28 protein-coding genes and 1 pseudogene are annotated in these 26,813 nt (G+C 56.0%); 9 read left to right on the top strand and 20 right to left on the bottom strand.

The annotated features are described in order from the left end of the window. The first annotated feature begins 189 nt into the window (after positions 1–189). Entirely contained in the window at positions 190–732 is a 543-nt protein-coding gene (locus FHT69_RS32550; RefSeq protein WP_183906540.1) for a sigma-70 family RNA polymerase sigma factor, read from the top strand. 123 nt (positions 733–855) lie between these two features. On the opposite strand, the gene FHT69_RS32545 is transcribed toward FHT69_RS32550, so the two are convergent. Next, positions 856–1,584 (bottom strand): Crp/Fnr family transcriptional regulator, encoded by a 729-nt coding sequence (locus FHT69_RS32545; protein WP_183906539.1) that lies wholly within the window; start codon positions 1,582–1,584, stop codon positions 856–858. A gap of 103 nt (positions 1,585–1,687) precedes the next feature. Then, entirely contained in the window at positions 1,688–2,092 is a 405-nt protein-coding gene (locus tag FHT69_RS32540) for a hypothetical protein (RefSeq protein ID WP_246780790.1), read from the bottom strand. Between the two features lie 219 nt (positions 2,093–2,311). Between FHT69_RS32540 and FHT69_RS32535 the strand changes: the two genes are divergently transcribed. From FHT69_RS32535 to FHT69_RS32530, 3 genes are all read left to right on the top strand, one after another. Next, a complete protein-coding gene (locus FHT69_RS32535; RefSeq protein WP_246780789.1) occupies positions 2,312–2,590 on the top strand; it encodes a hypothetical protein in 279 nt (92 codons plus the stop codon). A 153-nt stretch (positions 2,591–2,743) separates the two neighbouring features. Further along, positions 2,744–3,037 carry a hypothetical protein gene (locus FHT69_RS34740; RefSeq protein ID WP_312865660.1) on the top strand — a complete coding sequence of 98 codons (294 nt, stop codon included), beginning with the start codon at positions 2,744–2,746 and terminating at the stop codon, positions 3,035–3,037. Beyond that, on the top strand, positions 3,012–3,359 hold the full coding sequence (locus tag FHT69_RS32530; RefSeq protein ID WP_312865659.1) for a sigma factor-like helix-turn-helix DNA-binding protein: 348 nt from the start codon (positions 3,012–3,014) through the stop codon (positions 3,357–3,359). Before FHT69_RS34740 ends, FHT69_RS32530 begins: the two co-directional genes overlap by 26 nt. Positions 3,360–3,778: 419 nt before the next feature. Here FHT69_RS32530 and FHT69_RS32525 read toward each other — a convergent pair whose 3' ends face one another. Continuing rightward, positions 3,779–4,678 (bottom strand): LysR family transcriptional regulator, encoded by a 900-nt coding sequence (locus tag FHT69_RS32525; protein ID WP_246780788.1) that lies wholly within the window; start codon positions 4,676–4,678, stop codon positions 3,779–3,781. Positions 4,679–4,952: 274 nt separating this feature from the next. On the opposite strand from FHT69_RS32525, the gene FHT69_RS32520 reads away from it, so the two are divergent. Continuing rightward, on the top strand, positions 4,953–5,525 hold the full coding sequence (locus FHT69_RS32520) for a GNAT family N-acetyltransferase (protein ID WP_183906538.1): 573 nt from the start codon (positions 4,953–4,955) through the stop codon (positions 5,523–5,525). Between the two features lie 397 nt (positions 5,526–5,922). Here FHT69_RS32520 and FHT69_RS32515 read toward each other — a convergent pair whose 3' ends face one another. Continuing rightward, complete coding sequence (locus FHT69_RS32515; RefSeq protein ID WP_183906537.1) at positions 5,923–6,534, bottom strand: L,D-transpeptidase; 612 nt, start codon at positions 6,532–6,534, stop codon at positions 5,923–5,925. Between the two features lie 138 nt (positions 6,535–6,672). Between FHT69_RS32515 and FHT69_RS32510 the strand changes: the two genes are divergently transcribed. Then, positions 6,673–7,206 carry a GNAT family protein gene (locus FHT69_RS32510; protein WP_312865657.1) on the top strand — a complete coding sequence of 178 codons (534 nt, stop codon included), beginning with the start codon at positions 6,673–6,675 and terminating at the stop codon, positions 7,204–7,206. Between the two features lie 232 nt (positions 7,207–7,438). Here the strand turns inward: FHT69_RS32510 and FHT69_RS32505 are convergent, their stop codons facing one another. Beyond that, positions 7,439–7,672, bottom strand: coding sequence for a hypothetical protein (locus FHT69_RS32505; RefSeq protein WP_246780787.1), 234 nt, complete (start codon positions 7,670–7,672; stop codon positions 7,439–7,441). Between the two features lie 1,123 nt (positions 7,673–8,795). Beyond that, positions 8,796–9,083, bottom strand: coding sequence for a hypothetical protein (locus tag FHT69_RS34475; RefSeq protein WP_246780786.1), 288 nt, complete (start codon positions 9,081–9,083; stop codon positions 8,796–8,798). 199 nt (positions 9,084–9,282) lie between these two features. Between FHT69_RS34475 and FHT69_RS34470 the strand changes: the two are divergent. Further along, positions 9,283–9,507: pseudogene (locus FHT69_RS34470) on the top strand (GIN domain-containing protein); the annotation flags it as partial. A gap of 121 nt (positions 9,508–9,628) precedes the next feature. Continuing rightward, on the top strand, positions 9,629–10,057 hold the full coding sequence (locus tag FHT69_RS32495; protein ID WP_183906535.1) for a DUF4259 domain-containing protein: 429 nt from the start codon (positions 9,629–9,631) through the stop codon (positions 10,055–10,057). A gap of 55 nt (positions 10,058–10,112) precedes the next feature. Here the strand turns inward: FHT69_RS32495 and FHT69_RS32490 are convergent, their stop codons facing one another. From FHT69_RS32490 to FHT69_RS32425, 14 genes are all read right to left on the bottom strand, one after another. Next, positions 10,113–11,144, bottom strand: coding sequence for a hypothetical protein (locus tag FHT69_RS32490; protein WP_183906534.1), 1,032 nt, complete (start codon positions 11,142–11,144; stop codon positions 10,113–10,115). Continuing rightward, positions 11,134–12,798 (bottom strand): N-6 DNA methylase, encoded by a 1,665-nt coding sequence (locus tag FHT69_RS32485; RefSeq protein ID WP_183906533.1) that lies wholly within the window; start codon positions 12,796–12,798, stop codon positions 11,134–11,136. The genes FHT69_RS32490 and FHT69_RS32485 overlap by 11 nt, the downstream gene beginning before the upstream one ends. 609 nt (positions 12,799–13,407) lie before the next feature. After that, positions 13,408–14,196 (bottom strand): SDR family NAD(P)-dependent oxidoreductase, encoded by a 789-nt coding sequence (locus FHT69_RS32480; protein WP_183906532.1) that lies wholly within the window; start codon positions 14,194–14,196, stop codon positions 13,408–13,410. Positions 14,197–14,376: 180 nt separating this feature from the next. After that, positions 14,377–15,186: a sugar phosphate isomerase/epimerase family protein gene (locus FHT69_RS32475; protein ID WP_183906531.1), complete on the bottom strand. Its 810-nt coding sequence runs from the start codon at positions 15,184–15,186 to the stop codon at positions 14,377–14,379. A 228-nt stretch (positions 15,187–15,414) separates the two neighbouring features. Beyond that, a complete protein-coding gene (locus FHT69_RS32470) occupies positions 15,415–16,062 on the bottom strand; it encodes a 2-keto-4-pentenoate hydratase (RefSeq protein ID WP_183906530.1) in 648 nt (215 codons plus the stop codon). 280 nt (positions 16,063–16,342) lie between these two features. Beyond that, positions 16,343–17,275 carry a dihydrodipicolinate synthase family protein gene (locus FHT69_RS32465; RefSeq protein WP_183906529.1) on the bottom strand — a complete coding sequence of 311 codons (933 nt, stop codon included), beginning with the start codon at positions 17,273–17,275 and terminating at the stop codon, positions 16,343–16,345. Between the two features lie 29 nt (positions 17,276–17,304). Beyond that, on the bottom strand, positions 17,305–18,132 hold the full coding sequence (locus FHT69_RS32460) for a shikimate dehydrogenase family protein (protein ID WP_183906528.1): 828 nt from the start codon (positions 18,130–18,132) through the stop codon (positions 17,305–17,307). Between the two features lie 4 nt (positions 18,133–18,136). Continuing rightward, positions 18,137–18,940 carry a sugar phosphate isomerase/epimerase family protein gene (locus tag FHT69_RS32455; protein WP_183906527.1) on the bottom strand — a complete coding sequence of 268 codons (804 nt, stop codon included), beginning with the start codon at positions 18,938–18,940 and terminating at the stop codon, positions 18,137–18,139. A gap of 134 nt (positions 18,941–19,074) precedes the next feature. Continuing rightward, complete coding sequence (locus tag FHT69_RS32450) at positions 19,075–20,142, bottom strand: aldo/keto reductase (protein ID WP_183906526.1); 1,068 nt, start codon at positions 20,140–20,142, stop codon at positions 19,075–19,077. A gap of 240 nt (positions 20,143–20,382) precedes the next feature. Continuing rightward, positions 20,383–21,681 carry an ABC transporter substrate-binding protein gene (locus FHT69_RS32445; protein WP_183906525.1) on the bottom strand — a complete coding sequence of 433 codons (1,299 nt, stop codon included), beginning with the start codon at positions 21,679–21,681 and terminating at the stop codon, positions 20,383–20,385. Between the two features lie 50 nt (positions 21,682–21,731). Further along, positions 21,732–22,577 carry a carbohydrate ABC transporter permease gene (locus tag FHT69_RS32440; RefSeq protein WP_183906524.1) on the bottom strand — a complete coding sequence of 282 codons (846 nt, stop codon included), beginning with the start codon at positions 22,575–22,577 and terminating at the stop codon, positions 21,732–21,734. Positions 22,578–22,588: 11 nt separating this feature from the next. Then, positions 22,589–23,530 carry a carbohydrate ABC transporter permease gene (locus tag FHT69_RS32435; protein ID WP_183906523.1) on the bottom strand — a complete coding sequence of 314 codons (942 nt, stop codon included), beginning with the start codon at positions 23,528–23,530 and terminating at the stop codon, positions 22,589–22,591. A 53-nt stretch (positions 23,531–23,583) separates the two neighbouring features. Beyond that, complete coding sequence (locus FHT69_RS32430; protein ID WP_183906522.1) at positions 23,584–24,636, bottom strand: ABC transporter ATP-binding protein; 1,053 nt, start codon at positions 24,634–24,636, stop codon at positions 23,584–23,586. 145 nt (positions 24,637–24,781) lie between these two features. Then, positions 24,782–25,612: an IclR family transcriptional regulator gene (locus FHT69_RS32425; RefSeq protein ID WP_183906521.1), complete on the bottom strand. Its 831-nt coding sequence runs from the start codon at positions 25,610–25,612 to the stop codon at positions 24,782–24,784. A 185-nt stretch (positions 25,613–25,797) separates the two neighbouring features. Here FHT69_RS32425 and FHT69_RS32420 point away from each other — a divergent pair, with 185 nt between their 5' ends. Next, a complete protein-coding gene (locus tag FHT69_RS32420) occupies positions 25,798–26,805 on the top strand; it encodes a Gfo/Idh/MocA family protein (protein WP_183906520.1) in 1,008 nt (335 codons plus the stop codon). Positions 26,806–26,813: the final 8 nt, after the last annotated feature.

The following is a 26,813-nucleotide window of genomic DNA, read 5'->3' as shown; positions in this document are numbered from 1 at the left end:
TGAGTGCTGAGGGGACGCCGACGAGCTGCCGGATCTTGCCGCCGTCCCACACGCCATCGACGACTTCGAGCTTATCCGAGAATCACCTGGGCTGCAGCGCTGGCTGGGGACTGAAATGCCTGTCCGTTCGATAACGTACGGCAACGATTAGAATGGCAGGAGCTTTCCCTTCATCTCAGGAAAGAAAAAATGACAATTTTATCAGCTCAAAACCATGCGCCCAAAACTAGAAAGCCCCCTGCCGACCAAGCCGCGACGATCGAAGCCGAGATCGTCGAGCTCACACCAAGGTTGCGCGCCTTCGCCCGAAGGTTTCTGCGCAGCGATGACGACATCGATGATCTGGTGCAGGAAACCTTGGTGAAGGCGTTGAATTCCCTTCACCTCTATCACCCCGGCACCTCCCTGAAATCCTGGCTGTTCACCATTCTCCGAAACACGTTCTGCACCGATTATCGTAGACGGAAACGGGAGCCGGTTGGAACGGAGGCTGCGGTCGAACAGCTCTCGGTAGCGCCGGCCCAGGAGTGGGCGCTCAGGGAGCGCGAGGTACAACGGGCGTTGACGCGGCTTTCCGATGACATGCGCCGCGCCCTGACGCTAGTCGCAGCCGGAGCCAGTTACGAAGACGCAGCGAGAATTTGCGGTTGCCGGCTAGGCACCTTGAAAAGCCGCGTCAACCGCGCCCGTCAGTCTTTGAGCTTATTGCTAGAAAACCGGTCGATCGACTGATTGTGCTTCTGGCGGGGCCTTCCATCGGTTCGCGCGAAGTCGCACCCTTCGAGCGATAAATCGCCCCGGTTGGATCGAAATGTTCGATGAACGGCCGCGGTCGGATGTTTCGGTGTTGCGGATCTAGAGCTTCGATTTCCTCAGAGGTCCGATCAGCCGCTCGTATTCCTCCTCGGCCTTTCCGTAGGCATCGGCTGCGAACTCCTCCAGGCCGGCGCGATCTCTGACAATCACCAAGCCGCGGACGGAGCGGATGAAAAGATTGCCTTCAAGCACATGCAAGGCCGTGGTGACGCTCGGCCGCCTGACTGCAAGCATCACGGAGATGAACTCGTGCGTGAGGGCGAGCTTGTCGCCGTCGATCCTGTCGTGGCACATCAAAATCCAGCGCGCCAGCCGCTCATCAACCTCGTGGACCGCGTTGGAGAGGGCGGTAAATCCCGCTTGGACTGCCAGCACATGCACACTCTTGTGGAGCAGGCTGGCAAAGACAGGCTGAGTTTTCATCAGATCCAGCAATTTCCCTTGCGGCAGCCGGTAGGCGAAACCCGGCACCTGAACAGTGACCTCGGTGATGCTGATACCCGCACCGATCGCCGCCGCGGTCGGTGCAAATCCGTCCCGGCCGAACAAGCCGCCTTCGACACGATTGCCCTCGGGTGAAATGTTAATGACCGAACCCACTCCCGAGCACGGAAAATACGCATGATCGATCGGCGCACACGCTTTAACGATAATAAAGCCGTGAGGGGTTTGGCAGGGTTCAAGTTGGGAAGCGACAGCCGCGTACTCGTTCTGCGGCAAGAGCGCCAGCAGATGGTTCTCGCTCGGCTGTATGGTTATCTCTGCCATCCTGCACTCCGAACTGGGCAGCATGTCACAGCCCGGCTCACCATCGCAACTCGCAAGACGCCCTTTGGTTCCCGCGCCCGGTCCGGCAGCAAAAGCGGACAGCTCAGTGAATATATGGCCGGCCCGGGCCGAACAGTGTTGCCACGATGGGTTTCATATCGGAGGAAAGTCCGCTCAGCACAAAGCCGCCAGGCGCCGCTTGCGACCGTCGATTACGGGCAAAGATGAAAGGGATCCGCCGTGCCTCCAGCCATTCGTTCATCCAGAGCATGGCCTCGTCGGGCATTGTAACGTCGATGATTACGGCGTCGAACAACTGCTCCTCCGTCAAGCGCTGAATCGCGCTGGAGACAACGATTGGCCCGATCACCGCTGCCTTAAGCGCAGCGAGCGCATTTCTCGCGTCCGCCGGAAGGAAGTCAGCCTCACCGACAATTAGGATCGTTTTGCCGGCGATCCGGCTGAGCAAATTCATGAGGGCGCCTAAATAAGATTTGAAGGTGATCATGCTATCCTGGCAATTCGGTCGGGCGGCCCGCGCCTAGGCGGTGGGTATCATGGTTCAGGTACCGCGCGCGAGTGGGTTTCCTGTCGAAACTGGAGCACGCTGGGTTGGTTCCCTTATCCATTCGATCGCCATCCTTTTCGGGGTTGGTACGCTTTCGAACCACCCATTGAAATCGGAAATCCGAGGTTTAGGATCGGGCGCAGTAGGGGAGGAATGCCAATGATCCAGCATTCGGGAATCACGAAACCTGCGATCCGGCCTGATGACTTGGCGATGTTGACGGATGTCCTGGAGGGATGGTGCCATGAAAAATCATGCGAGATTGCCAGTCCGGCAGCGAAGTATGTAGCCAGGGAGCTGGTGTCTTGGTTTGAATGCGGCATCCGCGACAGGCAGAAGCTGGCCGGCCTGATGCGATATGCACATCTGGAAGTGGACAAGCCGGGGATCGTAACCGATGCGTCGTCGGGCTCGCCTCAGGCTTCTTCTCAAAATTAGCGAAGTTGCAATGATGGGCCGGACGCGAAGAGAAGCCGAGGGCGCATTGGCGACAAAGGGTCGAAGACCCAGAGCGCCAACGGGAACAGCAAGAGCAGCAGCGATCGCCGACTATCTGTTTGACGCAATTACAAGAAGAGTCGCGCCTCGCCTATGAAAAACCAGAGCTATTTCATCGTCGTGCTCCCGACGTCGAACCCAACGAAGGAGGACAGGAGAATTGCCAGCAAGAAACAGCGGCAAAGGTGGAACGTAACAGGCGAGGGGAAGTTCAGTCATCAGAGGAGAACCCCGATGCTCACCGATGCGCGGCCCGGTTTTACGGATGCGGAACTGCTTGAGAATATGCCTGCCCTCAGAAATTTCGCCAGGCGCTTCCACAACTCGGCGAATGATATCGATGATCTCGTTCAGGAAACCCTTGCCAACGATCGCCCATTCCGGTGATTTTCAGCGCGGCACCCAGCTGCGCTCTTGGCTGTTTACAATCATGCGCAACAGGTTCTGCACCAAAATCAAAATGTCCAAGCGAGAGCATGTCGGTGAGATCGACGATTTGGCCGCTTGGGTTTCGTTGCCACCATCGCAGATCTGGGAGGTGCGCGGGCGCGAGCTGGAGGTCGCGATTTCAACTTTGCCAGACAACTTTCGAATTGCTGTCGACCTAGTGTTTATTCAGGGTGTCAGTTACGAGGCCGCTGCAGACCAGTGCGGCGTTCCGATCGGGACAATCAAGAGCCAGGTAAACCGAGCCCGCCATCATCGCTAAACGGTTATGAGGCCCTGATCGGGACGGGAGAAGCCGCATGAAGAACGCCCACGTCATCGATGAAGCACGGCTCGGCATCATGCTCAACGAACTTCGGCTACCGACAATCAAGACGCTGTGGCCACGATTGCCGAGCAGGCGGACCGGGAAGGATGCCATGACGCTCGCAGCGGTCGATCGGCTCGTACACCATGCCACGATCTTCGAGATGAACTCTGCGGCAGGCAGATATTCGCCGAGCGGTTTGGCGATGTGCTACCTCCCTACGCCAGACGAACCGGGCGTCTCGAGCATCTCTGGCAATAGCAAGGCTGTACCAGCAGTCTCGGTAGGCCGCAGAGGCGGCCCCATGGACCGAAGTCAGCCTCGCTGTTCGATGGGCTTTTACGTTGATTTAGGCGATCGATCGCCTAACCGCCTTAGTCGAGCTGTATTTTCCGCAAGGCTACCATCAACTCCTTCATTCCCCTTGTGACCTGCCGGTCATTCCGCATAACTATTGCAAGTTCTCTTGAAAGTGGAGGATCTAGGGAACACACCGTAAACTGACTTCGAGATTTTTTGATCGACATTCCGGGCAGTATCGCGCAGCCAAGCCCTTCCTTGACGAGTTCCTTGATCGCCTCAACCGAGCCAAGTGACATGATCGGTGAAAATGGGGAGCGCTTTGACCAATCATCCACCAACCTCCGTGTGTTTCCGGATTCTTCGAAAGCTAATATCGGGAAGCGGGCAAGGTCGGACGGAGTAATACGACCCGGGCTCTCAAATCCTTTTGGCGCCACGAACACCAGGGTTTCAGTCGAAACTACCTCGGTATAAAGGGCCCTTCCTCCAACTGGCATAGTGACCAAAGCCAAATCCAGTAGGTTTTCCTCGATCGCTCTGACGATATCCGGAGCGTTTCCAGTCGTCACCGAAACCTCCCACTTGGGAAACCGCATTTTCAAGGTTCCGAGGATTGAAGGGAGTAAGTAAATACAGGCCGTAGCGCCTGTTCCGATCCGGACCCTACCAGCATCAGCGCCGAGGGTATGATTTACCGCTTGCACCGCCTCGTCGACGGCGCGCAAAACGTGGGGCGCTTGGCGCACCAATTCTTTTCCGGCAAGCGTGGGCGTTACTCTTTTGCCGACACGCTCAATAAGCCGGGCACCAATCCAATCTTCAAGCTGCCTTACGTGAAGGCTGATCGCGGGCTGACTTAGCGATTTCCGCTCCGCGGCAGCCGAAAAGCTGCCAAGCGTAATCACATCAATAAACGAGGCGAGGTGGTCGAGATTAATGGGCCGAGGCAAAATTTTGCTCATACTGTGCATGAGTACTCAAATGTTTCCTTATCATAATTCGCGCTGCAGTATGCCGTTGTCAACAGGATGATTTTTCATGCTGGGGCCATTTATCGCAGCGCGGAATCTGGTGGCGGAGATAGCTCTCTATTTCTGCGTCTCTTTACATTCCAGATGCACCAGCACGACGTGTTATATCAGCTAGACGAACGCCTTTTGCGTGATATCGGGTTTAAACCCGACGATCCTCCGCACTCCGCCAAAACGGATAGCTCCAATTTTCCCAGGAGGCAGAATAGCATTCATGACCAATCCCTACTTACACTCCATTGAAGAAGTATCGGTGCGCGATGCCGGAGAAAGTGACATGTTCGAGGTGTCAGCGATTTACGCGCATTTCGTTACCAGCGGCCTAGCGACGTTTGAAGAGTCGCCGCCAGATTTCCCCGAGATGTGCCGGAGGCTGGCGTCCATCAGGGAGTGCAAGGCGCCATATCTTGTTGCCGAGACTGCTGGAAAAATCGTCGGATACTGTTACGCAGCTCCTTACCGTCCTCGACCTGCCTACCGCTTTACTATCGAAGACTCCGTATATGTCGATAAGGATTGGTCCGGCAATGGGATAGGCGAATTGCTTCTTCGCCATCTCATCGACCAGGCGGAGAAAGGACCGTGGCGGCAAATGATCGCTGTGATCGGCCATAGTGAGAACAGCGGCTCTATCGCTCTTCATAGAAAGCTGGGCTTTGAACATACCGGGACGTTTACGGGAGTCGGGTTCAAACTGGGCCAGTGGGTCGATACCGTCCTTATGCAACGCGCGATCGGCCCCGGCTGCACCGCCCCGCCGGGCGGCATCCTCGGGTTTCACAAGTGATTTGCTGATACGTCCAAGGGCTGGGACCAACTGAGAGAGCGCTCGGTGACGCATCCGGGCGGGTTGCTGGGCTATGCTGAGGTGGCAGCAGAGATCAATCGTTTAGCGGGGACTGACAAAGCGCTGGTCAACGACATCCTGCTTGGCGTCGGGTCGGGCGAATTTAAGGGTGACCTTTTTGTCGGCAGATCCTGCTCGCGACACATGTGCACGGATCAAGAAGCCGTCGTCGTTGCAGACCTGGCTTCGAGGACTGTCTAGCTTGCTTGGATGCCGTCCGGGCAGAAGATCAAGGTGAATCCCGACGTGAAAGCATGGCCTGAAAAGGCGAAGGCTGAACTCCGCCAGTGGGCAGCGAAATGGAAATGATGGGATAGTTCGGTCAAGCGATATTCGATTACCGCTGGACGATCACCTGGGTCCCCGGCTGGACCATCTCGTAAAGCTCCTCGACGTCCTGACGGTACATCCGAAAGCAGCCGCTCGATGCATTAGTGCCGATGGAGGAGGGGTCGTTGGTGCCGTGGATACGAAGCAGTCCGTCGGCAAGGTAGATCGCCCGGGTTCCGAGCGGATTTGCGGGACCGGGTTTCACGACTGCCGGAAGCCGTGGGTTCTTCTGCCGCATGCTGGCCGTCGGTCGCCATTCGGGATGCTCTCGTTTTGATACCACCCGTGTTGATCCGTACCATCGTTTGCCTTCGCGACCGACAGCGATGGGGTAGGCGAACTGCTCGCCCTGTGCCGTCGTGTAAATAAGAGTGTGCTCACGAGTGGCGATGACGATAGTTCCCCTTCCAATTCGCGTCGATGGCTTCCGACGTTCTTGCAAAGGTTCCCGATAGTCAGGTTCTGGCTCGTAGTAGGGAGGAGGGGGATACGGGCTGTAAGGGTCATCATAGTCGTAGCCGTCGTATTCATCGTATCCATCATATGGCGCGTAAACTTGGGCTTGGGCATGCACCTCTGTCAGAAAGAGGGCCGCAGCAAGGAGAACCAGCAATCTCATTCTTCGCCATCCGCTTGTTATACAGGCATGATTGGGCGGAATTCTGTGGCGGCACTATGGCAGGGAAGCATGAGCGGTCATTGTGCCAGTCCCAGTTTCACTTAGACTAACTCCATTGATCGGTTCGAAATCGAGGTAATGATGACTTGCATGGAAGGCCCAAGCTTGCGGCTACGGCCCGCTTCGCCTGATGATGCCGCAGCCCGATTTTCGCTGGGAAACAACCCCGACGTTGTGAGGATGTTCGGCGTGAGCCATTCCGACACGAAACCTATGACAATGGATGCGGCGGAAGCGTGGGCTCACGGCCACGCGACCAACCCTTACGCTTGGATTATTGAAGTTGCGGGACGGCTGATAGGAGAAATCAAACTCCACGGCATTAATGCTCAGGATCGCCGAGCATCAATGGCAATCGCAATCTATGACCCCATGCAGCTTGGAAAAGGACATGGAAGCGAGGCGATCCGCCTGCTTTTGCACCACGCCTTCACGGAGCTGAATTTCCACCGCATTGGCATAAGGGTTCTTGCTTTCAATGAGCGAGCAATCAGGGCCTACCAGAAGTGTGGCTTCGTGATTGAGGGACGGGAGCGAGAAACCGCCTTCGTAGACGGTGTATGGCATGACGACCTGATGATGGGCATACTTTCCAAAGAATTTCAGGCGTAGTCGTCGCCGAAGGTGTCGGCGTCGTGCCGAACCCTGTCTTCGAGCACCTCTGAATTATGCCGAGCTTTCGATCCTGGAACTGGAAATATCAGGCTTTAGCGAACGGGCTCGGCATAGTATCGGGGATCGGGATGAATCCCCGACCTTCGTATCGATCAGCTCCAGGTGAGGACCCAACCTCCATTCGAAAGAATGCGAACACAAGGGCCAGACTGCAGCCCCCGACTGCGGATCAATTTCCGCCATCGAGAAAAGTGCGCTGAATTGCTGCCCATTCATCTGGATAGGGCTCGTGATCTTGCAGATATTCCGCCACGTATTCGCCCCAGCCTTGAATATTCCGATATTTGGTCATGGCGTCGAAATGGCTATGTCCCGTCAGTTCGGCGGCCTTTACCGCTCCTGGCTTAAGGAGTGCCCTGAACCCATCACCCATGGGGCCAGCAAGACAAAGGCCAGGAAGCATCTGACCATCACGTTCGGGATCAGCCAGATTTCGTGGATAAGCTCGTTTTTCATTGGAACGTGCTACTTCGAGAGCTGTCTGGTGACAAGATTTTGTGCTCCGAATGCCTGAAGATTTACCGCTCTTCCGAGCGAGGGGAGTGAATTCGCTTATGGCACCCCGGTAGGCCGGATTCCCGGGAACCTTCCGGCCAAGGAATGAAGTCGCGGGACATATTAATACGCTTATGCCGAATTCGGCATAACGGAATTTATCCAGAGCCCGATACTATGCCGAGCCCATTCCCTAAAAGCCCGAGATTTCCGGTAACCCAGGATCGAAAACTCGGAATAGTTTGAAAGCGTTGGAAGACCGGGTTCGGCCGACTTTGCCTCGCTAATGATAATAGGGCCGAAGGAAAATGAGGTAGATTAAAATTGGGATCGCAACGAAAGCGCTGTGCTTCCACATTTGCCTGCGGAGATGGAAATACTCGTCTCTGATCGCTTGCGGGCACTCTGGCGATCCCCAGGCGATCCCTGTGTGGATTGTGAACGGTGTCGTGTAGGTAATCTCACCGAACTTCGATGCCTTTGAAGCAAGACGCTCGTTCAAGATGAAATAATACGTGCCAACGGCGATGAAGATTGCAACGTCTATGCCAAGCACAATCCTAATGAAAAGATTGATGCTGTCATGTGAGAAGCTCAGCAATGATCCCAACATGACAGGAACTTTACAGACTATTCGGCCCGCCAGAAATGAAGCGCGTAGCTTCCTCATTATAGCGTAAAGAAACACTAAAGCGATGTGGCTGTTGGCGGAAATCGTTGAAAAGCCCGTCACTCGTCGCGCCGGACACCTTTGTCGATCTTATTCCGCTGGGCGATGATCCGATCAACGCGCGTTTGCGACTTCACATCTTGCCATATCGCCTACAGCGCTAGGCCAATAAATAGTAGGCAGAGCAGGCGGAACATCCAACCTGCCCCAGTATGGCTACCAGCATTGCAGACCGCCATGACGAGCTTACATCGTCGATCAGCAAGAGGGCCGCCACCAAGGTAGCAACGACTATAATGCCGATGAATCTCGGGTTGCATAAGTCTCTCATCACACCATAATTCACATGAACTACTGTCCATCAAGTAAACATGTCGATGCTGCTGTTAAAATAATTGTCTTCGGCGTGGTTTTTCCGGTCCGCCTTCCTAGCGCTCGGAACCGTTCTTTCCGGGTCTGGCTGGGCCAGCGCAGCATATTTATGGAACGGAGGATCGACCTGCGGGCCTGCAAGCGGTACCCAGCAGTAGGTTAACTGCCTTTTGTTGCGGACGGCAGGCTGGCAACCGCCCTGTTCGGCGCCACCCACTACCAACCAGGGGAAAAGACGGAGGCTATCGTCAGCGGCGATTTGGCGTTGGTCAATCATTTGCGACTTACATCCGGCCGAGTGGGCTTGGACTGCAATCCTGGCTGTTTGCTTCCCCGGCTCGACATCAGGCTATCGGGACCAGCGATCACCAGATGGGATTTGCTGAACAATGTTGACCTGACACTATCCAAGATCAACCAGCCAGAGCTTGAGGTGAACATCAAGGCAGCGGGAATTCCTCTGCGACGGGAATTGCAGACGCATCAAGCTCAACATTTCCGGCTCTGGCGAAGCCCAATTCGAAGGCCTGATTGCAAAATCGGCAACGGTGACAATCCGAGGGAGCGGCAATGCAAAGATGACCGCCCAGGTAGACGCGGATGGTTCGATTTCGGGCAACGGAAATGTTGAATTGTCGGGGCATCCAGCGATGCGACGTGCAGAGATCGGGGGTAACGGCCGCATTGTGCAAGTCCCTTGAACCACGAGGGCGAGGGGGCGGCAAGGGAGCGCGGCTTTTGAAGCGGAACTTTGCATCAATTGCGGTCGCTCCTATTTTTTCGTAGACCGCGCCCATTGGTGCAGAAGTTACAGGACATCCTATGGGTACTTGGGGCAAAGACGTTTTCGAAAATGATGCTGCGAGTGATTGGATGGCACTGTTCGACCGGCTGGGATTTCTTGCTGTGACTACCCCGCTTGCAGAAATTGCTGAGTATTCGGATTTAGGGAAACCTATTCCGGCGGAGACAGAACAAACCTTCTGGGCGATGTGTGAGGTTGTGGCAATCGCGGGAGGATTTCCAACTCCTCCATCCATCGACGATCACAAACTAGCGATTAGGCGCGATGCCGGGAAAATATTAAAAATCCCAAATCTCAGACAGCGGATCATGGTGGCGTTGGAACGATTGGACGCTTCGGAAACGGAGCTGAAAACACTTTGGACGAGCGCTGGTGAAGGCGGTGATTTTGAAGCTGACTGTAAGCGTTTGCGAGATTCCGTGCTCCAGGTGCTCGCTCAACAATGAATCAACCAGCGTCTTATACATTCGATTGCTGGTCGCGCCAGGTTTCGGAGGGTCGTTATCTCTTTGCCAACACTGAAGACCTGCGCCTCCTAGCCTCCTCATGCATGTTGACGGGTGTAGTCGCGAGAACGCGCGTAACCAAAGATGTCAGAAAACGGGCGGGCGAGAGTTCATCGGGGGTTCGCTCTTCGAGGATCGATACCTTGGGCAGGGCCTTGACGATGCTCTCGACCGTGCTTTCCGCAAGGTGCGCGATCTCAGCCTCTGCCGGATCCGTTATCGGCTGCGGGCCTGGTTCTAATATGCCGTCGGTTGGTTCTTCCTCGTCGGCCGCCGGTAGTACTGGATCAGATGAGTATTCCATCAACACCAGGCAGGTGGAGTGGTACGCATCGTCCTCACGGCCAAGTTTAGCCAAGAGATCGAACAACCACTCGGCCGTCTTGGGCTCCTTTTCCAGGATGTCAGACCGTAGGCCAAACAAGAACCCTAGAGCCGCCAGCGGGTGGCGTAAGCGAAGGTTCTTGGCATCGCCGTAGGACTCCTCGATGCGGTTCGGCGCATTCTTCCCATAGGAGGAATCCATGCGCTTCGTTGAAATCAGCAATTCGGGGCCGGTGACCCAGTCGGTGATGATGACATCCACCTGTTTCAGGTAGTTTTTCCCCAGAATGGATGCCGAGGAGGAGGTGACCCCGGGGATGGACGTCCTCGATAGCAAATAGGATTCCGCGTTGGCTCGAACGGCCACGGGAAGTGACTTGACGAATGCCGCTACGGGCGCGGGGAGGACGCGTGGGTTCGCTGGCCTTGGCCAGACTTGGTCCGTGCCGAAACCGGCCCTGCGAAGTTCGTAGCTGAGCCAGACATCGAGAGCGAGGGCAGGAACTCCTGTTTGGGTTCCCGCTTTCAGGTGCAGCGGAACACCGAGCAATAGCGCAAGGGTGTCGTAATCGGGCTTGATGAACGGCTGGCCGTCAGTTCCAAGAACCCATGGATTGTTGTGTTCCCCGCTGGGTGCGGCAGCTTCGACGATATGATCGAATATTTCCCAGGCTTCTGCTTTCGAACTTGGTTTAGCGGCCACTTGCTGACCTCAAATTGCGACGGTTCGCCAGTTCCGCGCGTGCATTCCGGACGGCTGCCATTTGTGTCGCGGAAACCTCGCCGTCCACCAGCAGTACCTCGTCAACCAGATTAACGGCATCGAGCAGCCGCCCTTTGTCCAGCAGCTTTGCAACGCTTCGCTTGACCTTGCGAAGCTCATCGGCGCGAGAGGCGACCAGGGTCGGGGACGGCATGGCCCAAACGTCTGCCTCCTTTGGCTCGATCTTCAGTATCCCGCCTCCATAGGCGCGGCCGACCATTTCGGCATGCAACAAGGTGATTGAGTTCAAGCTGGCGACAGGAAGGAGCTCGCGGCCCAAGGCAGTATATGCCTCGTTCAGGTAAACCCCATGCACCGAATTAAGATGACGGGCCTTGGCGGCATTTTCGGTGATCCGGGGGGTGTCCGCATTCATGCATGTCAGCAAGAGGTCCGCGGGTGAAACGAGCGGCACCCGATACCAGGTCTTGCGGACCCGGCATTTATAGGCGGTGTCGACGCCTGTCCTGTGGCCGTCGGCGATATATGCCGCGGCAGCCTTGGAAGGCGGTTCATTTGGATAGAACAGGTGGATCGCGCTGCCCTCTTCACCAAGTTTCTTAAGCTGGGCACTCGAGAGCGAGAGGCCTCGCAAATGCGAGCTTCCTGGTGGCGAAAGGCTGAGCAACTCGTCTGGGCGCAGTCCGAGCTCTGCTGCGCGCTGGGGGGAAAGCGTGAAGTATTTGTTGTTTCCGGTTACCATTCCGAGCGTCGTGTCGCCCCAGGTCTCCAGGTTCGTGTATAGGCCGGTTCCAGTGAGGGCCTGCAAAAGATGCACCGCGTCGGCAGCAACGAGACTGCTGGTCCATTTGGCCGCAGGGTCGACCGGTGTCCAGCTCAGTCCCGGGCCTAAAGTGTCGAGCGTTGCAGCGTTCTTGGTTTGCCGGATCGTTGCAAAATCCGCCGGCCCCTCCAGGTAGCCGTCAGCGAGGAGAAGCACTACGTCCGCTTCCGCCTCCGGGAACACTTGCTCATCGAACAATACGAGCTGCACGTCGCGGAATCGACTGAACAGGAACTTGCGGACGGGCGCGGCATAGTTCACCGAGAGCAGTTCGGCGGGCAAGACGAAGGCCAGGCGGCCACCATTCTTCAGGAACAACGCCGAGTGCACGGTGAACGCAGCCCAACTGGACGCGAGCCCTGTTAAGGAAATGCCGCCCCTGATGGCCGCTTCTCGGGCACGAGTGCGGGCTTCGCCGGTGAAATCCTGATATCGAATATAAGGAGGATTTCCGATAACGGCGTCGAACGCTGGATTAGGCGTGACGGCAAAGAAGTCGGACAATTGGATATCGGCCTCGCCCCCCACGTCAGCGACCCGCTTGCGGGCAACGGCTGCGCTGTGCGCATGGATCTCCACGCCATGAACAATCGGGCACGAGCGCCTGCGTGGACCCAGTTCACGAAGCCGCTCGACCGCCGAAACCAAGAATGCGGCATCGCCAGCCGCGGGCTCGAGCACGCGATCTTCAGACGCGCGGATGGCCCATTTGGAAATAAAACGGGTAATCGCCGGAGGCGTGAAGAACGCGCCTCTCTCCTTGCGGAGGACGGGAGTGTCGATAGGGTCGCGATGGGTAACGAAAGTCACTGCTAGCTCCCGAATCGTGCACGCATGGGTTCGCTGTCTTTGCCGCCTACCTATCCTATACAGATGAATTTCTGTCTACTCTTTGTTCTTTTTTCAATCTGCCGATCCTGCGGAAAAATTGCGGCAAGCCGTTGCGTAACAATGGCCTGCTTCCAGCCCAGAACGACAATGCGCCTTTAGGGGTCGGTACGGCCCATCACATTTAATTCAGGTGCTTACCGCTCCGCGGGTCGCTGGTTCGATTCCTATGAAGAGCGTCGTATGCAACCGCGGACTGCGGCCTGGACAAGATTAGTGCATAGACGCAATCCGCTCTGCCCGCGTCCAACCTTCGCCTGAAATACCGACCGAGTTGCCCGTTTTCCTTCCTCAATTTGCAAAGCATAAAGGCACCGATACAGCGTTTTTGCGTTCTGAAGTCGTACACTAGTATTTCATGGCTTGAATAGCGCTGAATATGGTCAGAACATCAAAGAAAAATCAAATTGAGTCGCCGACGTTCCCACGATCACAATCTCTATGATCGTGGGAACGTCGTTAAAGTGAGTAAATTTAGTTCTATTGTTGGCGTACCAGTTAGGCGAGCGACTGGATCTACTTTGGCTACGACTATTTTGAACTCGGCCGCCCAGGTATATGGCTTAAGATTGACTGTGAGAAGCCGCCGTCGACGCAGAGGTCCTGACCGGTTATGAAACCCGCAAGTGGACTGATCAAGAACTCAATGGCATTCGCAATGTCTCTTGGGTCGCCGATCCTCGAAAGCGGGATCAAATCCTCTCTTGCCTTCTTGATCGCTGGATCGGCGTACATTTTTTCAGTCATCGGCGTGTGGGTCATTCCCGGCGAAACGATGTTTGCACGAATGCCGTCTGGCGCCCATTCCAAGGCGAGCGTTTTCGCAAGCATCGTCAGAGCCGCTTTCGTCGGGCTATATGCACCTGATCCGGCATGGGGCATTTGTCCAGACATTGAAGATGTGAAGCATGCCGCGCCTCGGCTCTGTTTTAAATGCGGGTAGGAATGTTTAGCCAGAAGCCATGCACCGCGAAGGTTAACTTCGAACATCTTGTCCCACTCGGCGACGGACAAATCACAGATGCTTCCTGGGCTTGCTACGCCGGCATTCGCTACAAGAGCGTCAAGACCGCCGAATTCCGATACCGCTGCCTCTACTAGGTTTGCAGCTACATCAACGTTGCTCAAGTCGCCTGACAACGCAATGGCATCGCCTCCCAGCGCACGCACCGAACGTGCAACTTCCTCTTGGGGCTCAGATGACGCAAGGCCACACACTGCGATTTGAGCACGCTCGCCTCTCGATACGGCGGCTTCGGCGATACGGATACAAACTGCGGCGCCAATCCCACGACTTCCCCCGCTCACTAAAACCCTCATAGCTGCTTTCTCCAATTTTCCGCCGGGTTTAAGATATGGAATTGAATTCCAAATCGCAACTTTATTCTAATGTATGCGCACCGTGTCTCCGCGTCTCTTTGGACTATCTCTGCCAATCCTCACGAACAGAGCGTCGCGGTACGTCCATGCATACGCAGAGTGAGTTCCACTGGGGCTTCATCACCCAATGGTCCAGCCCCTTTTTTTGAGCTCCTGCAGGCCTTTTTGAATTTCCAACAGCGGCTCTTGCTCGCGAATGATCTCGAGAACCACACGGTCGATACTGAAGACTGAATCAATGGCACGACCCAGACCCTCAAAGTCTATGATCCCCGTACCGATGGGGTCGTGACCCCACACGTCCGTCCCCGTATCCGAGATATGCACGAGACCTATATGCTTGTGATGCGATAGAAGACTGGCTACCGGATCTTCGCTTATATAAGCCGCGTTCGCGACGTCATAAACGATGCTGAGGTTTTCGCTTTTGATCTCCTCGACGACACCCACCAGTTCACCGATCGTCGGCCTGAAGCAATATGGGGTATTCTCCATGAGCAGCCGTACGCCGGCTTGCTTCGCAACCGGCAGAAGCACGTCAAGACTTTCATATAGCCAGCCAAAAGTTTGTGGGATGGAGGGGGAGATCATCGGGCGTCGCGTTCCTGGAGAGATAACAACGTCGGTTACCCCCCAGTCGACCGCAAGATGGATGACATCTTTGATATGGTCCGAGCTCTTGCGCCGCATATTCGCCGCGGGGCTGGCGAGATTGATATCGTATCCGCCAGCATTCAGTGATCTGACACTCGCCCCGTGGTCCTGCAGTTGCTTCCTCGCTTCCGATCGCATGCCTGTCGACATCTCGTCCGGCCAGCAGTGTGGGGAACTCACAGGCACTTCGAATACCTTGAAGCCGTGGCCGATGAGTTTAGACATCGCTTCGATCGCAGTGGATTTCCAGAGATAGGAAAAGGTATTGATAATCATTGATGTCTCCCTGCCGCCTTGGCGGTCTGTAATGTTGGTCATGGTCTGGTTTCAGAAGCGCCGAACGGTCGTCGCAAAATTAAAGTTGAGATCTGGGCGATCGACGGTCCCGAGCGGAAAGGTTCGTTAGCGTAGAAGACTTGCAGTCGCCCTCCTCTCGGCAACTCTCGTGGTGCTCGCCCGAAAAGCGCCCGTGATGGGTCAGTTCGATGGCGCCAAATCCCGCACCTAAAGAGATCGAACCGCGAAATTTAGTAGAACCTGTTCGCCGAGGTTGATCGACACGTCGCCGGGATCTGTAATTTCGATTGCGCCACACAAGCTACCCGTCGTGACGATCGAACCTGCTCTAAGTGCCGCGGCAGGCCTGAATGGATTGTTGGCGTAGTCACAGAGCCAGGTAAGCGCGTCTTTCGTCGGATGTTGTCCAGCAGCGTCAAAGGCGACCTGGTTGTTCAGCAGAAGCCGAAGGGGGAAAGTCGAACCAGGCTCAAGGACTGCCAACGGAAGCGCCGGCCCTCTGACATAGCCCATGTTCCCAAGGCGATCCGCGAGAAAGGCGAGGAAGGAAATACTGCCGCCTTCCGAAATGCCGCTCCAAACCAGCTCTGCGCCAAGATAAGCCTCAGAAATTGCGGCCTCAACGTCGTCTCGATCGTAGGCCCTATCCGTTCGAACAGGAAGATCCTGGCGAAGCTTCACCGCAATCTCCACCTCGATTTTCATGCCTTTTCGCCAAGCGATTATCGGATCTGACGGATTATCCAAGTAGGGATGAACTGGTGCGGCGACCGGGGTACCATCGGACGACTTTGCCACTTTCCAAGCCGAGGCGTTTACCCCTTCAAGCTTCGACAACTGGCTCTGCACTTCCATTGCGTCCTGATACACCAAAGGCACAGACACAAGCTGATCTGTTAGGACCCGGCTTCCGTCATGACGAAGGCTGCTAAGTTGATGAGCCAACGCAATTATATCGGCTCTGGCTAGCATGGGAGTCATTCTGCCTCTCGGGTCATCTGAAAAGCGTAGCTCTTAAATGACAGTTTCGGGATCGTGGACGATGACCGTATTGGACGGCGGCGGGCTCACGGGATATTTCCCGTTCTTGAGGGCGTGGTCCCTTTACCCCGCCCTTTCCGACCGTGACTGCTTGCTAGACCACCTGCTTGATCCGCTCGCGAAATTCTGCGGTCCCTTGCTGGATATGGTCGAGCAGATCCATCACGGCCCAATGCCGCTCGGCAATGTCATAATCTGTGACACGCGAATGGACGCTCTCAAACGTGCCAAGGCGCTTGTGCCAAACCTTGGCAAGACCCGGATAGCCCATCGGCTCTGCCATCGCTGATAGTGCCAGGAAGATTTCAAGTTCGCGGCGCAGATCGCTGTCGTCTGACGCATGCCTGAAAAGCCAAGCATACAGGTCGGGGTGAACATTGGTGAAGACGCCAGAAAAGCCCTTCGAACCTGCGCGCATAGCGGCTGCGGCGATGGCTGCGTTGGCGTTGACGATCGCAAAACCGGAATCACCTGAGAGCTCGACCCGTCGCTTTACCGTTTCGAGGTCGCAGGAAACATCCTTCAACGTTACAAAGCGGCCGGTGTCGCGGCACAGCTTGAACTCGTCGTCGCTTAAAAGACGGCGATAGGGAGCCGGGCATTCGTAGAGACCGAGAGCAAGGTCGCTCGGGAGCCAACTCAAGATGGCATCCAGGCTGGAACGAAAAGCTTCGGCTCCGGCATTGCTTGTGTCCAGCCTGTTGCTCACCAAGACAAGTGCGTCGATGCCTGTCTCAGCCATCGCTACCAGTTCGGCGCGCTGGTCATCGCGGCTCTCACTGATGTGCCCAGATGAGATCACCGGCAGGCGCCCGGCCGCCAACGAGACAACCTTCTTGGAAAGCTCAACTCGCTCTGCCAGGGACAACTTCTGCATCTCGCTCGACTGGCAGACAGCGAAGAGCGTATCGGCACCATTGGCGATATACCACTCCACAAGTCGCTCGAGGCCTTTCCAATCGATCCGGTTATCCGGGGTGAATGGAGTAAGCATAACGGGGACGATCCCCTGGGCTTTGACATTCATGATATAATCTTTCGCTGTTTTCTTGACTGTTAGAGCGCAGTTCCTGCCGGCAGGCCTGCCGCGAAACCTGCCATCAAGCGGATCTGCGCGAGCAGCATGTCATTCCCATCAGACACCGTTGCGCCGGCTCCCTTGGCAGCGCGCAGTAGGGGCGTCTCGCTTCTTAAGCTGGCGATATCGGCGATGAGCATTTCGGGCCGTATTGCTGCGGCAGGCATAGGGAATATGCTGTCTCCCTTCACGCCGATCGGAGAGGCGTTGATGACGATATCGTAGTCCCACCCAGCCGACCCATCGGCAGCTCTTGCGCATTCTTCACCGCGGTAGGAATTGACCATATCCGATGTGAAAGCGACGGATTCAGGCGAGAGATCCATCAGATCGATCTTCCCTACGCCTTCCTCAGCGAGCGCAAATGCTATCGCGCGACCTGCTCCGCCTGCTCCCACAATTAGCGCGCGGGCGCCGCGCAGGCGCGATTTCGCCTGTCCAAGTCCTTCCACGAAGCCCACACCATCAAAGAGCGCGCCGTTCATCTGTCCGTCCTCCCCACGCTGGATGCAGTTGACGGCACCGACTGCCTTCGCTGTCGGCGTGAGGGTCGAGCAACGCTTTGCCGCGGCCACTTTGTGAGGGATTGTGGTGCTGATACCGCAGAGGTTGGGAATGGCGGAGAATGTATCCCACGCCGCCGTGAAATGTTCTGCGCTAATCAGGAATGGCACGGCGTAGATGTTAACTTCGGCGGCGGCAAAGATCGGGTTGATCAGGCGCGGCGTCTGGACCTGGTGGATTGGATCGCCAAACACAGCGTAGACACGCGAGTTGCCATCAAGGTTGGGAATACTCACTCGCATAGTTTTATTCCTTGCTGAACAAGCCACGGCAGCGATCGAGCGCAATGTCCATCACCTCTGCAGGGTCGCGAGCCCACCAGTCGGTGGAGAAGATCTCTACCTCCACCGCGCCATCGTAGCCGGCATCTCGCATCATCGAGTGGATGCCGCGCAGATCTATGATCCCATCCCCCATCATGCCTCGATCGGTCAGAAGGTGGCGCGTAGGAATCAGCCAATCGTTGACATGAAAACCGAAGAGCCGGCCAGCCCTGCCCGCACCCTCGATTTCGGCCGCCAGTCGCTCGTCCCACCAGCAATGATAAACATCGACGACCACGCCGATGCCCGGCCCTAACGCTTCGCACAAAGAATTTGCATGGGAGAGACTGGAGATGACCGTGCGGTCGCCTGTAAGCATAGGATGAAGCGGCTCGATGGCCAACTTCACACCAATATTGCGTGCGCGCTCAAGGACACTGCCAACCAGATCCTCGATCCGCCGTCTTGCGCAACTCAAATCCTTTTCATTCTCACGCAAGCCTCCTGTAAACAGAAAAACATGGTCAGCTTTGAATCTGGCGGCCCGCTCAAGCTCTGCCTCAGCCCGGTCAAGTGCATCCGCCGCTAATGGCCCGACCCGATTATAGCCTGAGACTGTCATCCCGAAATCATTTAAGACAGAAAGAGCGTCTGTCTCACCGACCTTGGCAATTTCGTCTCCCCAGATGGAAACGGTCTGGAGCCCCCGCTCGGAGCAAAGCCGAAGAAAGGTCAACATATCCGCTCGCTCGCGCACCGTGGCGTGGTTGAAGACAATGTCTGTCATCGGCCCCTCTGAATGTTTGAATATGAATGGTTCTGTGACCATGGCTCGGTCGCGGTAACGGCGTCAGGATCGTTTCGGTCGATTGGCAAGACCTTTTTCTCTGACACCGAAGCCCGGTCGCAGTCGGTTTTCACTCAGGCGGCCTTCCCCGGATGGCGACGAACCTCTGGCGCGAGCCACGGAGAAACATAGCCACGGTCGGCTTCTTCGATGAGTGATCCCGGCGGAACAAGCGCGTCAATTTGGTCAAGCGTCGCGGACTGGAGAACAGTCTCAAAACCCGCTTCCATGCTCTTGAACTGCTCAAGCGTTCGAGGGCCGAGGATCACAGACGTCACTGCGGCGTGCGCAAGTGGGAACGACTGAGCCATGTGCATAAGGGACAAACCCGCGTCGGTCGCAACGCGCTCAAGTTCTGGAAGCAGTTCCAGTTTGCGCCTGTTACCCTCGCGCTGCATATCGAAGCGTGTCTGTAGGATGGGGTAATGCTGTCCCCATTGACCTTTTACACGCTCAGCCCTGGATCCTGATGGCGCTGTCCCATCGGCTTTGTACTTGCCGGTCAACCAGCCGCCGTTGAGGGGACTCCAGGCGGTAAATCCCATGCGGTAGTGCTGAACCGCCGGAAGGGTTTCTCTCTCTGCCGCCCGTTGAAAGATGGAATAGGGCGAGCTTTCGTTGACAAATCGCGCCGTCTTGTTCAATCGGCTTACGGATTGTGTCTCTGCCAGATACCAACTCGGCAATGTCGAGCAGCCGATATACCGAACCTTACCCTGAGCCACGAGGTCGTTGAGGGCCCCAAGTGTTTCATCAAGATCGGTCTGAAGGTCGGGCCGATGCATCTGGTAGAGATCGATGTGATCAGTGTTCAACCTTCGCAGGCTGTTTTCGACCTGCTTCATAATCCAGTAGCGGGACCCGCCCTGCTCGTTGCGTCCTTCACCGGCCGCCAAGCGGAACTTGGTTGCCAGCACCACTTTGTCTCGGCGTCCTTCAATCGCTTTGCCAACAATCTCTTCGGATTCACCATGAGAGTAGGTGTCGGCAGTGTCGATGAAGTTGATGCCGCGGTCCAAGGCACAGTGCACGATGTCCATGCACTCTTTTTTGTCGGTATTCCCATCTGATCCATAGCTCATGGTTCCCAGCATGTACTCGCTGACCTGAACTCCGGTTCTCCCAAGGTAACGATATCTCATCGGGTGCCTCTCTTTGTTCGCGTGTGGCTCGGTCCAGGCAAGGATCGGCCACGATCTACGGTCGCATGGGCGCAACGATGCCGTCGGCTTTTCGATCGGAGAAAAGCGAGAGCTCGGAAACCGAGACCACCATTCGAGCGTCGCCATTTTAACGACGTTCATGGATGGCCGTGTGGTGACAGGGGCTGGATGGATCGAACAGGCCGGACCCATCCAGCGTCTTACTTCAAGTCGAGCTTATTACTGCGCCTTTGCGAGTGCCTCGTCATACCGCTTGATCAGCTCATCGTAGGCATCTGCCGGCGATCCGTCTTTGAGGATCATTCGCTGGAAAGCCTCCCCCAAGATGGTGTGATACGTGGAGAGAATAGGGGTATAGGTCACGGTTTGGCCACGCTGGCCTACCAGATCAGCCCACTGCTTTTGATCCTTACCGGCGTCGGTCTGGAAGTATGGTGCGGTGTATGCCGATTTCCGCGAAACAACCTCACCGCCCTCGGCAGCGAAAGCTTGCGCCTCCGGCGACACCATGAACTTCACGAATGTCCAAGCGGCATCCTGATTGGCTGTCTTCTTGTTGATCGCAATATTGTAGCTGTAGACCGTCTGCTTGTCGTTTGCCGTGTACCCCGGCGCCGGAGCCCAGGCCAGGTCATCACCGCCGCCCTGGTTCTTCACCGTCTTGTAGCGATAAACGCCAAACACTGCCGTCGCTGCACTGCCTGACCGGAGCGCGTCGTGCAACTCGTTAAACCCCATCTGTGCGCTGCGCAGCGGAGTCACCTTGCACTTCGTATAGAAGTCTTTGATCGTTTGCGCCGCCTTGATGAACGACTCTTTGGAAAACGCGATCTTGCCATCAGCGGTGAAGTACTGACCACCGTTTCCAGGTAGCATCGTACTCAGGAAGAATTCTCCGAGGCTCTGAGCGCCACCAAGCCCGCCGGTCGCTCCGAGTGGAACGGCGAACGTGATCGTGTCCGACTGGCCGAACTTGGCTCCAAGTGCACACACTTCATCCCAGGTCGTTGGCGGCTTTACCCCGGCCTTCTCCAACATGCTCTTGCGATAGAAGAGGATCGGAATACGGAAGTCTTGGGGGAGGGCATAAAGCTTTCCGCCAACCTTCGTGCCGGAAAGCGGCAGGAGCCAATCTTCATCCGGAATGCCGTCCTTCTTCACCAAATCATCGAGCTGGAGAAGATTTCCAGTGGCAGCGAATTCCGAAACCGCAAAGCCGACGACACGGATCACGTCTGGTGTCTGGGCGCCCGACTTGATGGCGCGTGCGGCGGCTCCTCCGGTCGGATCGACTAGAAGTTTGACCGTGATGTTAGGATTTTTTGACTGAAATGCCTCGATCATTTTCGTCTGAGCGGCAGACCGGGGATCCTTTGAATTGTTTGGATCCAGGAACGTCTGGTAGATGATTTCCGTGCTTTGGGCAAAGGCTTGCGGAGCAAGGAAAGTCAGGGCGGCGGTACTGATTCCGAGCGCTGCCACCGCTTTGATGAGGTGGCGTTTTGATGTGATTTGCATGTATCTTCCTCCCAGGTTGAACAAAGTGTGTGGATGTTTTGTGTACGTCATCAGCCTTTGACGGCGCCTGCCGTGAGGCCGGAGATGAACCACTTCTGAACGAAGCCGAACATGAGGATAACCGGTGATGATGCGACCATCACAAAGGCCATCATGTAGGACCACGAAATGCCGACAGCGTCGAAAACCTGATTGACAAGAGCGACCTGCAGGGTCCGTTTTGCTACCTCGGGCGCGAACACTGCCACCGTGATGTAGTCGTTCCAGGTGGTCACAATGCCGATCGTCGCGACGGCCGCTATGCCCGGACGTATCAGCGGTAAAATCAGAGCCCAGATAATTTGGAACCGGGATGCGCCATCAATCATGGCGGAATCCTCGATCTCAATCGGAACGGCTTCGACGAAATTCGCGATGAACCATACAGTCTGTGGGATAATCCGCGCGCAAAGGATGATCGTCACCACGATGCCGCTGTTGAGCAAACCAACGGTTTCCAGCAAGTAATACGTGGGAACCAGCAAAGCGACTCCTGGCACCATCGAGGTTCCAAGTATCACCAGCATCAAAGTTCTTTTGCCTCTGAAAGAAAAGCGAGCAGCGGCATAGCCTCCAGGAATTCCGACGAGGAGAGCTATGATCACGGCACCGACGGAGTAGGCAACAGAGTTCCAAAGGTCGGTCAAGAAAGCCGGGTCATGGAAGACCTTGGCGTAGTTCTCCAGAGTGGGTGAATTGGGCCATAGGGTCGGGGGCACAACCACCGCTTCTACTTCTGTCTTGAAAGATGTCGCAAAGGCCCAAAGTACCGGCCCGAGAACAATAATCCCGATGACCAAGGATCCCATGATCGCGGGCATCTGTCCGCTTGTGCGATTCGAGAGAGCGCTACTCATATCAGAAAATCCTATCCGGTAACGCGGCCGGTTAGCCGGGTGTAAAGAGCACCAAGGGCGACATTGATAATGAGGACGACGATCGAGACGACAGCAGTCGGCCCAATGTTGACCGCCTGAACGGTTCCACGAAACGCTTCGAAACTCAGCGTGGTCGTCGATCCCAGTGGTCCCCCGCCAGTCATGACAATGATCAGCGTCATCAAGGTCAGGTACATGATGGAGAGAGTCAGCGCAGTGCTGCCCAGGGTCGGAAGGATTTCGGTGAACGTGACGTAACGGAACTTCACGAACGCGCCCCCTCCATCGATCTCTACCGCTTCGTAGAGTTCTTTCGGAATGGATTGCATGGCTGCTGTCGCCATCACCATCACATATGGGAACGACCACCAAGCTGTGACGATTATGAGGAGGGGCAATGCCATTCCCGGATCCCCCAACATAAGTCCGGGATCGATACCCAGCTTTTGGATTACATATGGTATGGGCCCAAACGAGGGGTTGAGGAGCCAAAGCCAGATGCTGCCGACGACCGACATGGACAGCGTCCAAGGAAAAAGGATGAAAACGCGCAGTGCGGAACCTGTCACGCCCGCCCGGTTCAAAACCAGCGCTGAGGCCATTCCAAGTATTGTGGCACCCGCTAGAGATCCGCCGACATAGGTCAGGGAAATTGCCGTCGTGTCCCAGAACTCGGACGAGTTCAGAACTTCGACGTAATTGGCGAGACCCGCAAAGCCAACGAGATCGTAGTATTTCGTTTTCTGGAAGCTCAACCAGATCACGAAGATCGTCGGATAGAGTGTTACAAGAAACAGGATCAAGATTGCGGGGGTAAACCACAGAAATGGAGCCCAACTAAAGCGGTTTGCGCTGTCAGTGGTATCCACGACGTCGCTCGCGAGGTTCGTCCCGCTTTGGTTGGTGCTGACTTGGAGCGGAGGTGTCGACATTCGATTTCCCATCCCGTGTGGGCGTCTCGGGCAGAGTTGAGGGCGTTGCCTGCTCAGGACAGGCGACGGCCGGTGCTCTCGCTGAAGAGATGAACGCGTGAAAGATCAGGGGCTACGGTGATGGTCTCGCCGACCTTCGGCAGAACTCGATCACGGAAGATGCAGACAATGGTCTGAGAGCCATGCCGGGCGATGATCTGCGTTTCAGACCCTGTGGGTTCGACGACCGTGACGGTGAGGGGCAGTCCCTCGTCACTGAGAATGAGATGCTCAGGACGAACACCGTAAATCAACTTCTCCGATGTACCGGATACCCCCGCAGGCAGAGGAAGCATGTGCCCGTCCTCAAGAACGAACCGGCCGTGCTCGACTTTGCCTTTGAGGAAGTTCATCGACGGCGATCCGATGAAACCGGCGACGAAGACGTTGGCGGGGTAATCATAAAGCTCGAGCGGCGCGCCGACTTGTTCAACATGACCGTCGTGCATGACAACGATCTTGTCGGCCATAGTCATCGCCTCGACCTGGTCATGGGTCACGTAAACGGTAGTGGTTTTGAGCCGCTGATGCAGTTCCTTGATCTCAGCGCGCATCTGCACGCGCAACTTTGCATCGAGGTTCGAAAGGGGCTCATCGAACAGGAACACCTGCGGATCGCGAACAATCGCTCTGCCCATCGCCACACGCTGACGTTGCCCGCCCGAAAGTTCGCGAGGGTAGCGGTCAAGGAGTTTCGTGAGGCTAAGGATCTCAGCTGCTCGTTGAACGCGCGTCGCCCGCTCCTCGCGGGGCGCCTTTTTCAGCTTCAAGGAGAAGCCCATGTTTTCCGCAACGGTCATATGCGGATAAAGCGCATAGTTCTGGAAGACCATCGCGATATCTCTGGCCTTGGGAGGAACATCGTTGACGGTGCGCCCGCCAATCTGGATCTCGCCGCCTGAGATGTTTTCCAGGCCTGCAATCATCCTCAACAGAGTTGATTTTCCGCAGCCCGAGGGCCCGACCAGGGTTACAAATTCCCCCTCATTGATGTCGACCGACACGCCATGAAGCACGGGTACGGCGCCGTAGGCTTTGCGAACGGACTTGAGCTCAACACTGGCCAACTGTTTCCTCCTGCCAGCCACCGAAGTGGCCACCTAATCCTGACGCGATCTCCCCGATCGCTATCGGAACGTTATTCCATTAAGAAACGCGGGTGTCAACAGGCCTCAGTGGTGCACGGGGCACTCTGATTAATTAAATGGCTAATTAGATAATATTTCCAACAACTTGGGAAGTCCGCGAAGCGTTGGTTTGCGGGCTAGGGGAGGCAATCCGATACGGCCAAAGTTGCGAAAGTTCCTCGGCAGTGGCCTTTACCTGTGCCGCTAACTGCGGGAGTACGAGCGGGGAAAAGTGGTGGATTGGTCCTGCAATGCTCACCGTTCCAACAACCTGGCTTCCAACGCGAATGACAGCAGCAACAGCGGCGACGCCGGGCTCAGCTTCCTCGATCGCTGTGGCCCATCCCCGTTCTTCAGTCTCATCCAAAGCTGCAGAAAATGTCTGCTTTGACATGATAACACGCGGACCGCCCAGGTCTGTTCGTCCCAACCCACTGGCAACGGCCCTGGCCAACGCCTCCTCCCGATCCAGCGTCGCTAGCCAGGCTTTTCCGTTGGCGGTCGTGTGCAACGGGACCTTTGCAACGAGTTCCGGCTGGTAAATCAGGCCGGACCGCATTCCTTGCGAATGAGAGATCCACGTCAAACCATCTGGATCCAGGATCGCAATCCTGCCAAGTCCCTTGGTATTGCTGGCCAATCGGTCCAGAATCGGTTGGCAGATATCGGGGATTCTTGTCCCGGCCAGCAGGCGCTGGCCCATCACGGCGAGGCGCAATGAAAGCCGGTAGAAACCGTTCTCGGGGTCCTGTTCGGCCCAACCTAGGTCACACAGACTGTTGAGCAAGCGATGCGCTGCGCTCTTTGGGACGTCCAGCCGACGGCTGATTTCGCCCAACGATAGTCCAGTGGCGTTCTCACTCAACAGCGTGATGACGTCGAAACAACGGTCTAGAAGGGATTTGACAAGGCGCATGGTACCACGATATTCGGTTTATCGGAACGCTATTCCAATAGCATTGCGAGAGGCGTTTCACAAGGAGCCGGGTGAACGGCGGTTAGAACATCAATTCGCGCATCGCTGGATTTCACCGGCCAACGCACTTGATCTGTTTAATCATGGCTCCTCACCTTGATAAACCCGCAATAAACGGAGTCGAGATGAAGATTGCAGTATTCGACGTCAGCCACTGGCATTTTCCGCTCTACATTCCTGCGCTGAAGGATCCGGGTATCGAGGTAATCGGCATTTCGGACAGCGCTTCATTTGCTGGGGATCGTTTTTCCGATCTGCTCAACTGCAAGCTTTATGGTTCCAATGATGAGCTCATCAGTCAGGACTTCGACTTCGCGCTCGTATTTAGCCGTCATTCCGACATGGCTGAACTCGCTGAGCTGCTGATCGCCAAAGGCAAGCCCTTCCTCATAGAGAAGCCATGCGGGGCAAATCTCGAGGAAGTTCGTCATATCCGCAAACTTTCTGAGAAACATGGCGTCTTTGTAAGCGTGCCTCTCATTATGCGCGTGAGCGACCTGGGCGATCGCCTCTCGCCGGCTGCAGGATTCACGCCGGAAGGATTCCAGCATCTCTCCTTCAGGTTTATTGTAGGGTCGGTGGCTCGTTATGAGCGAAACGGATGCGGTTGGATGCTTGACAAGGCGCTCGCGGGAGGTGGGTCGATGCTGAACGTTGGCGTTCACTTCATCGACATGATTGCAAACTTGACGCAATCCCCGATCACTCATGTCTCAGGCCAAGTCCAGATTTACCGACCTGATGTAACTGTCGACGAACAGGCTGTGTTCACCTGCCGCAATGGTTCAGGACAGATCAGCGTAGTCGAGACTGGCTATTTGTATCCCTCCACAGCCGAGGATCAGCGAGATTTTGCGTTCTCGATCTCGCATCGTCAAATTTACATTCGCGGTTACGCTGACCAGTTCTATGCGAAGTCGCGTGAAACCGAGAAGGCTAGCTCGACGACTATCGAATACAATACGGACGAGTATTACCCGGTTTTCCTTCGCCGCAGCTGGGCGGATCTCGCAAATGGTCGCCCTCCCGTTGCAGGCCTGCTCGAAGCGGAACGCGCACTGGCCGTCATCGAAGCGGGGTACCGTTCGGCGGCAAACGGGGGAGCCCCTGAACAGGTCGATCCTAATACCTAGTTCGGTGC

Origin of the sequence: Rhizobium sp. BK008, from assembly GCF_014197345.1 — a bacterium.
Lineage (GTDB): Bacteria > Pseudomonadota > Alphaproteobacteria > Rhizobiales > Rhizobiaceae > Rhizobium > Rhizobium anhuiense.
Note: the sequence above shows the minus strand (reverse complement) of the source record. Positions and strands in the feature narration are given on the sequence as shown.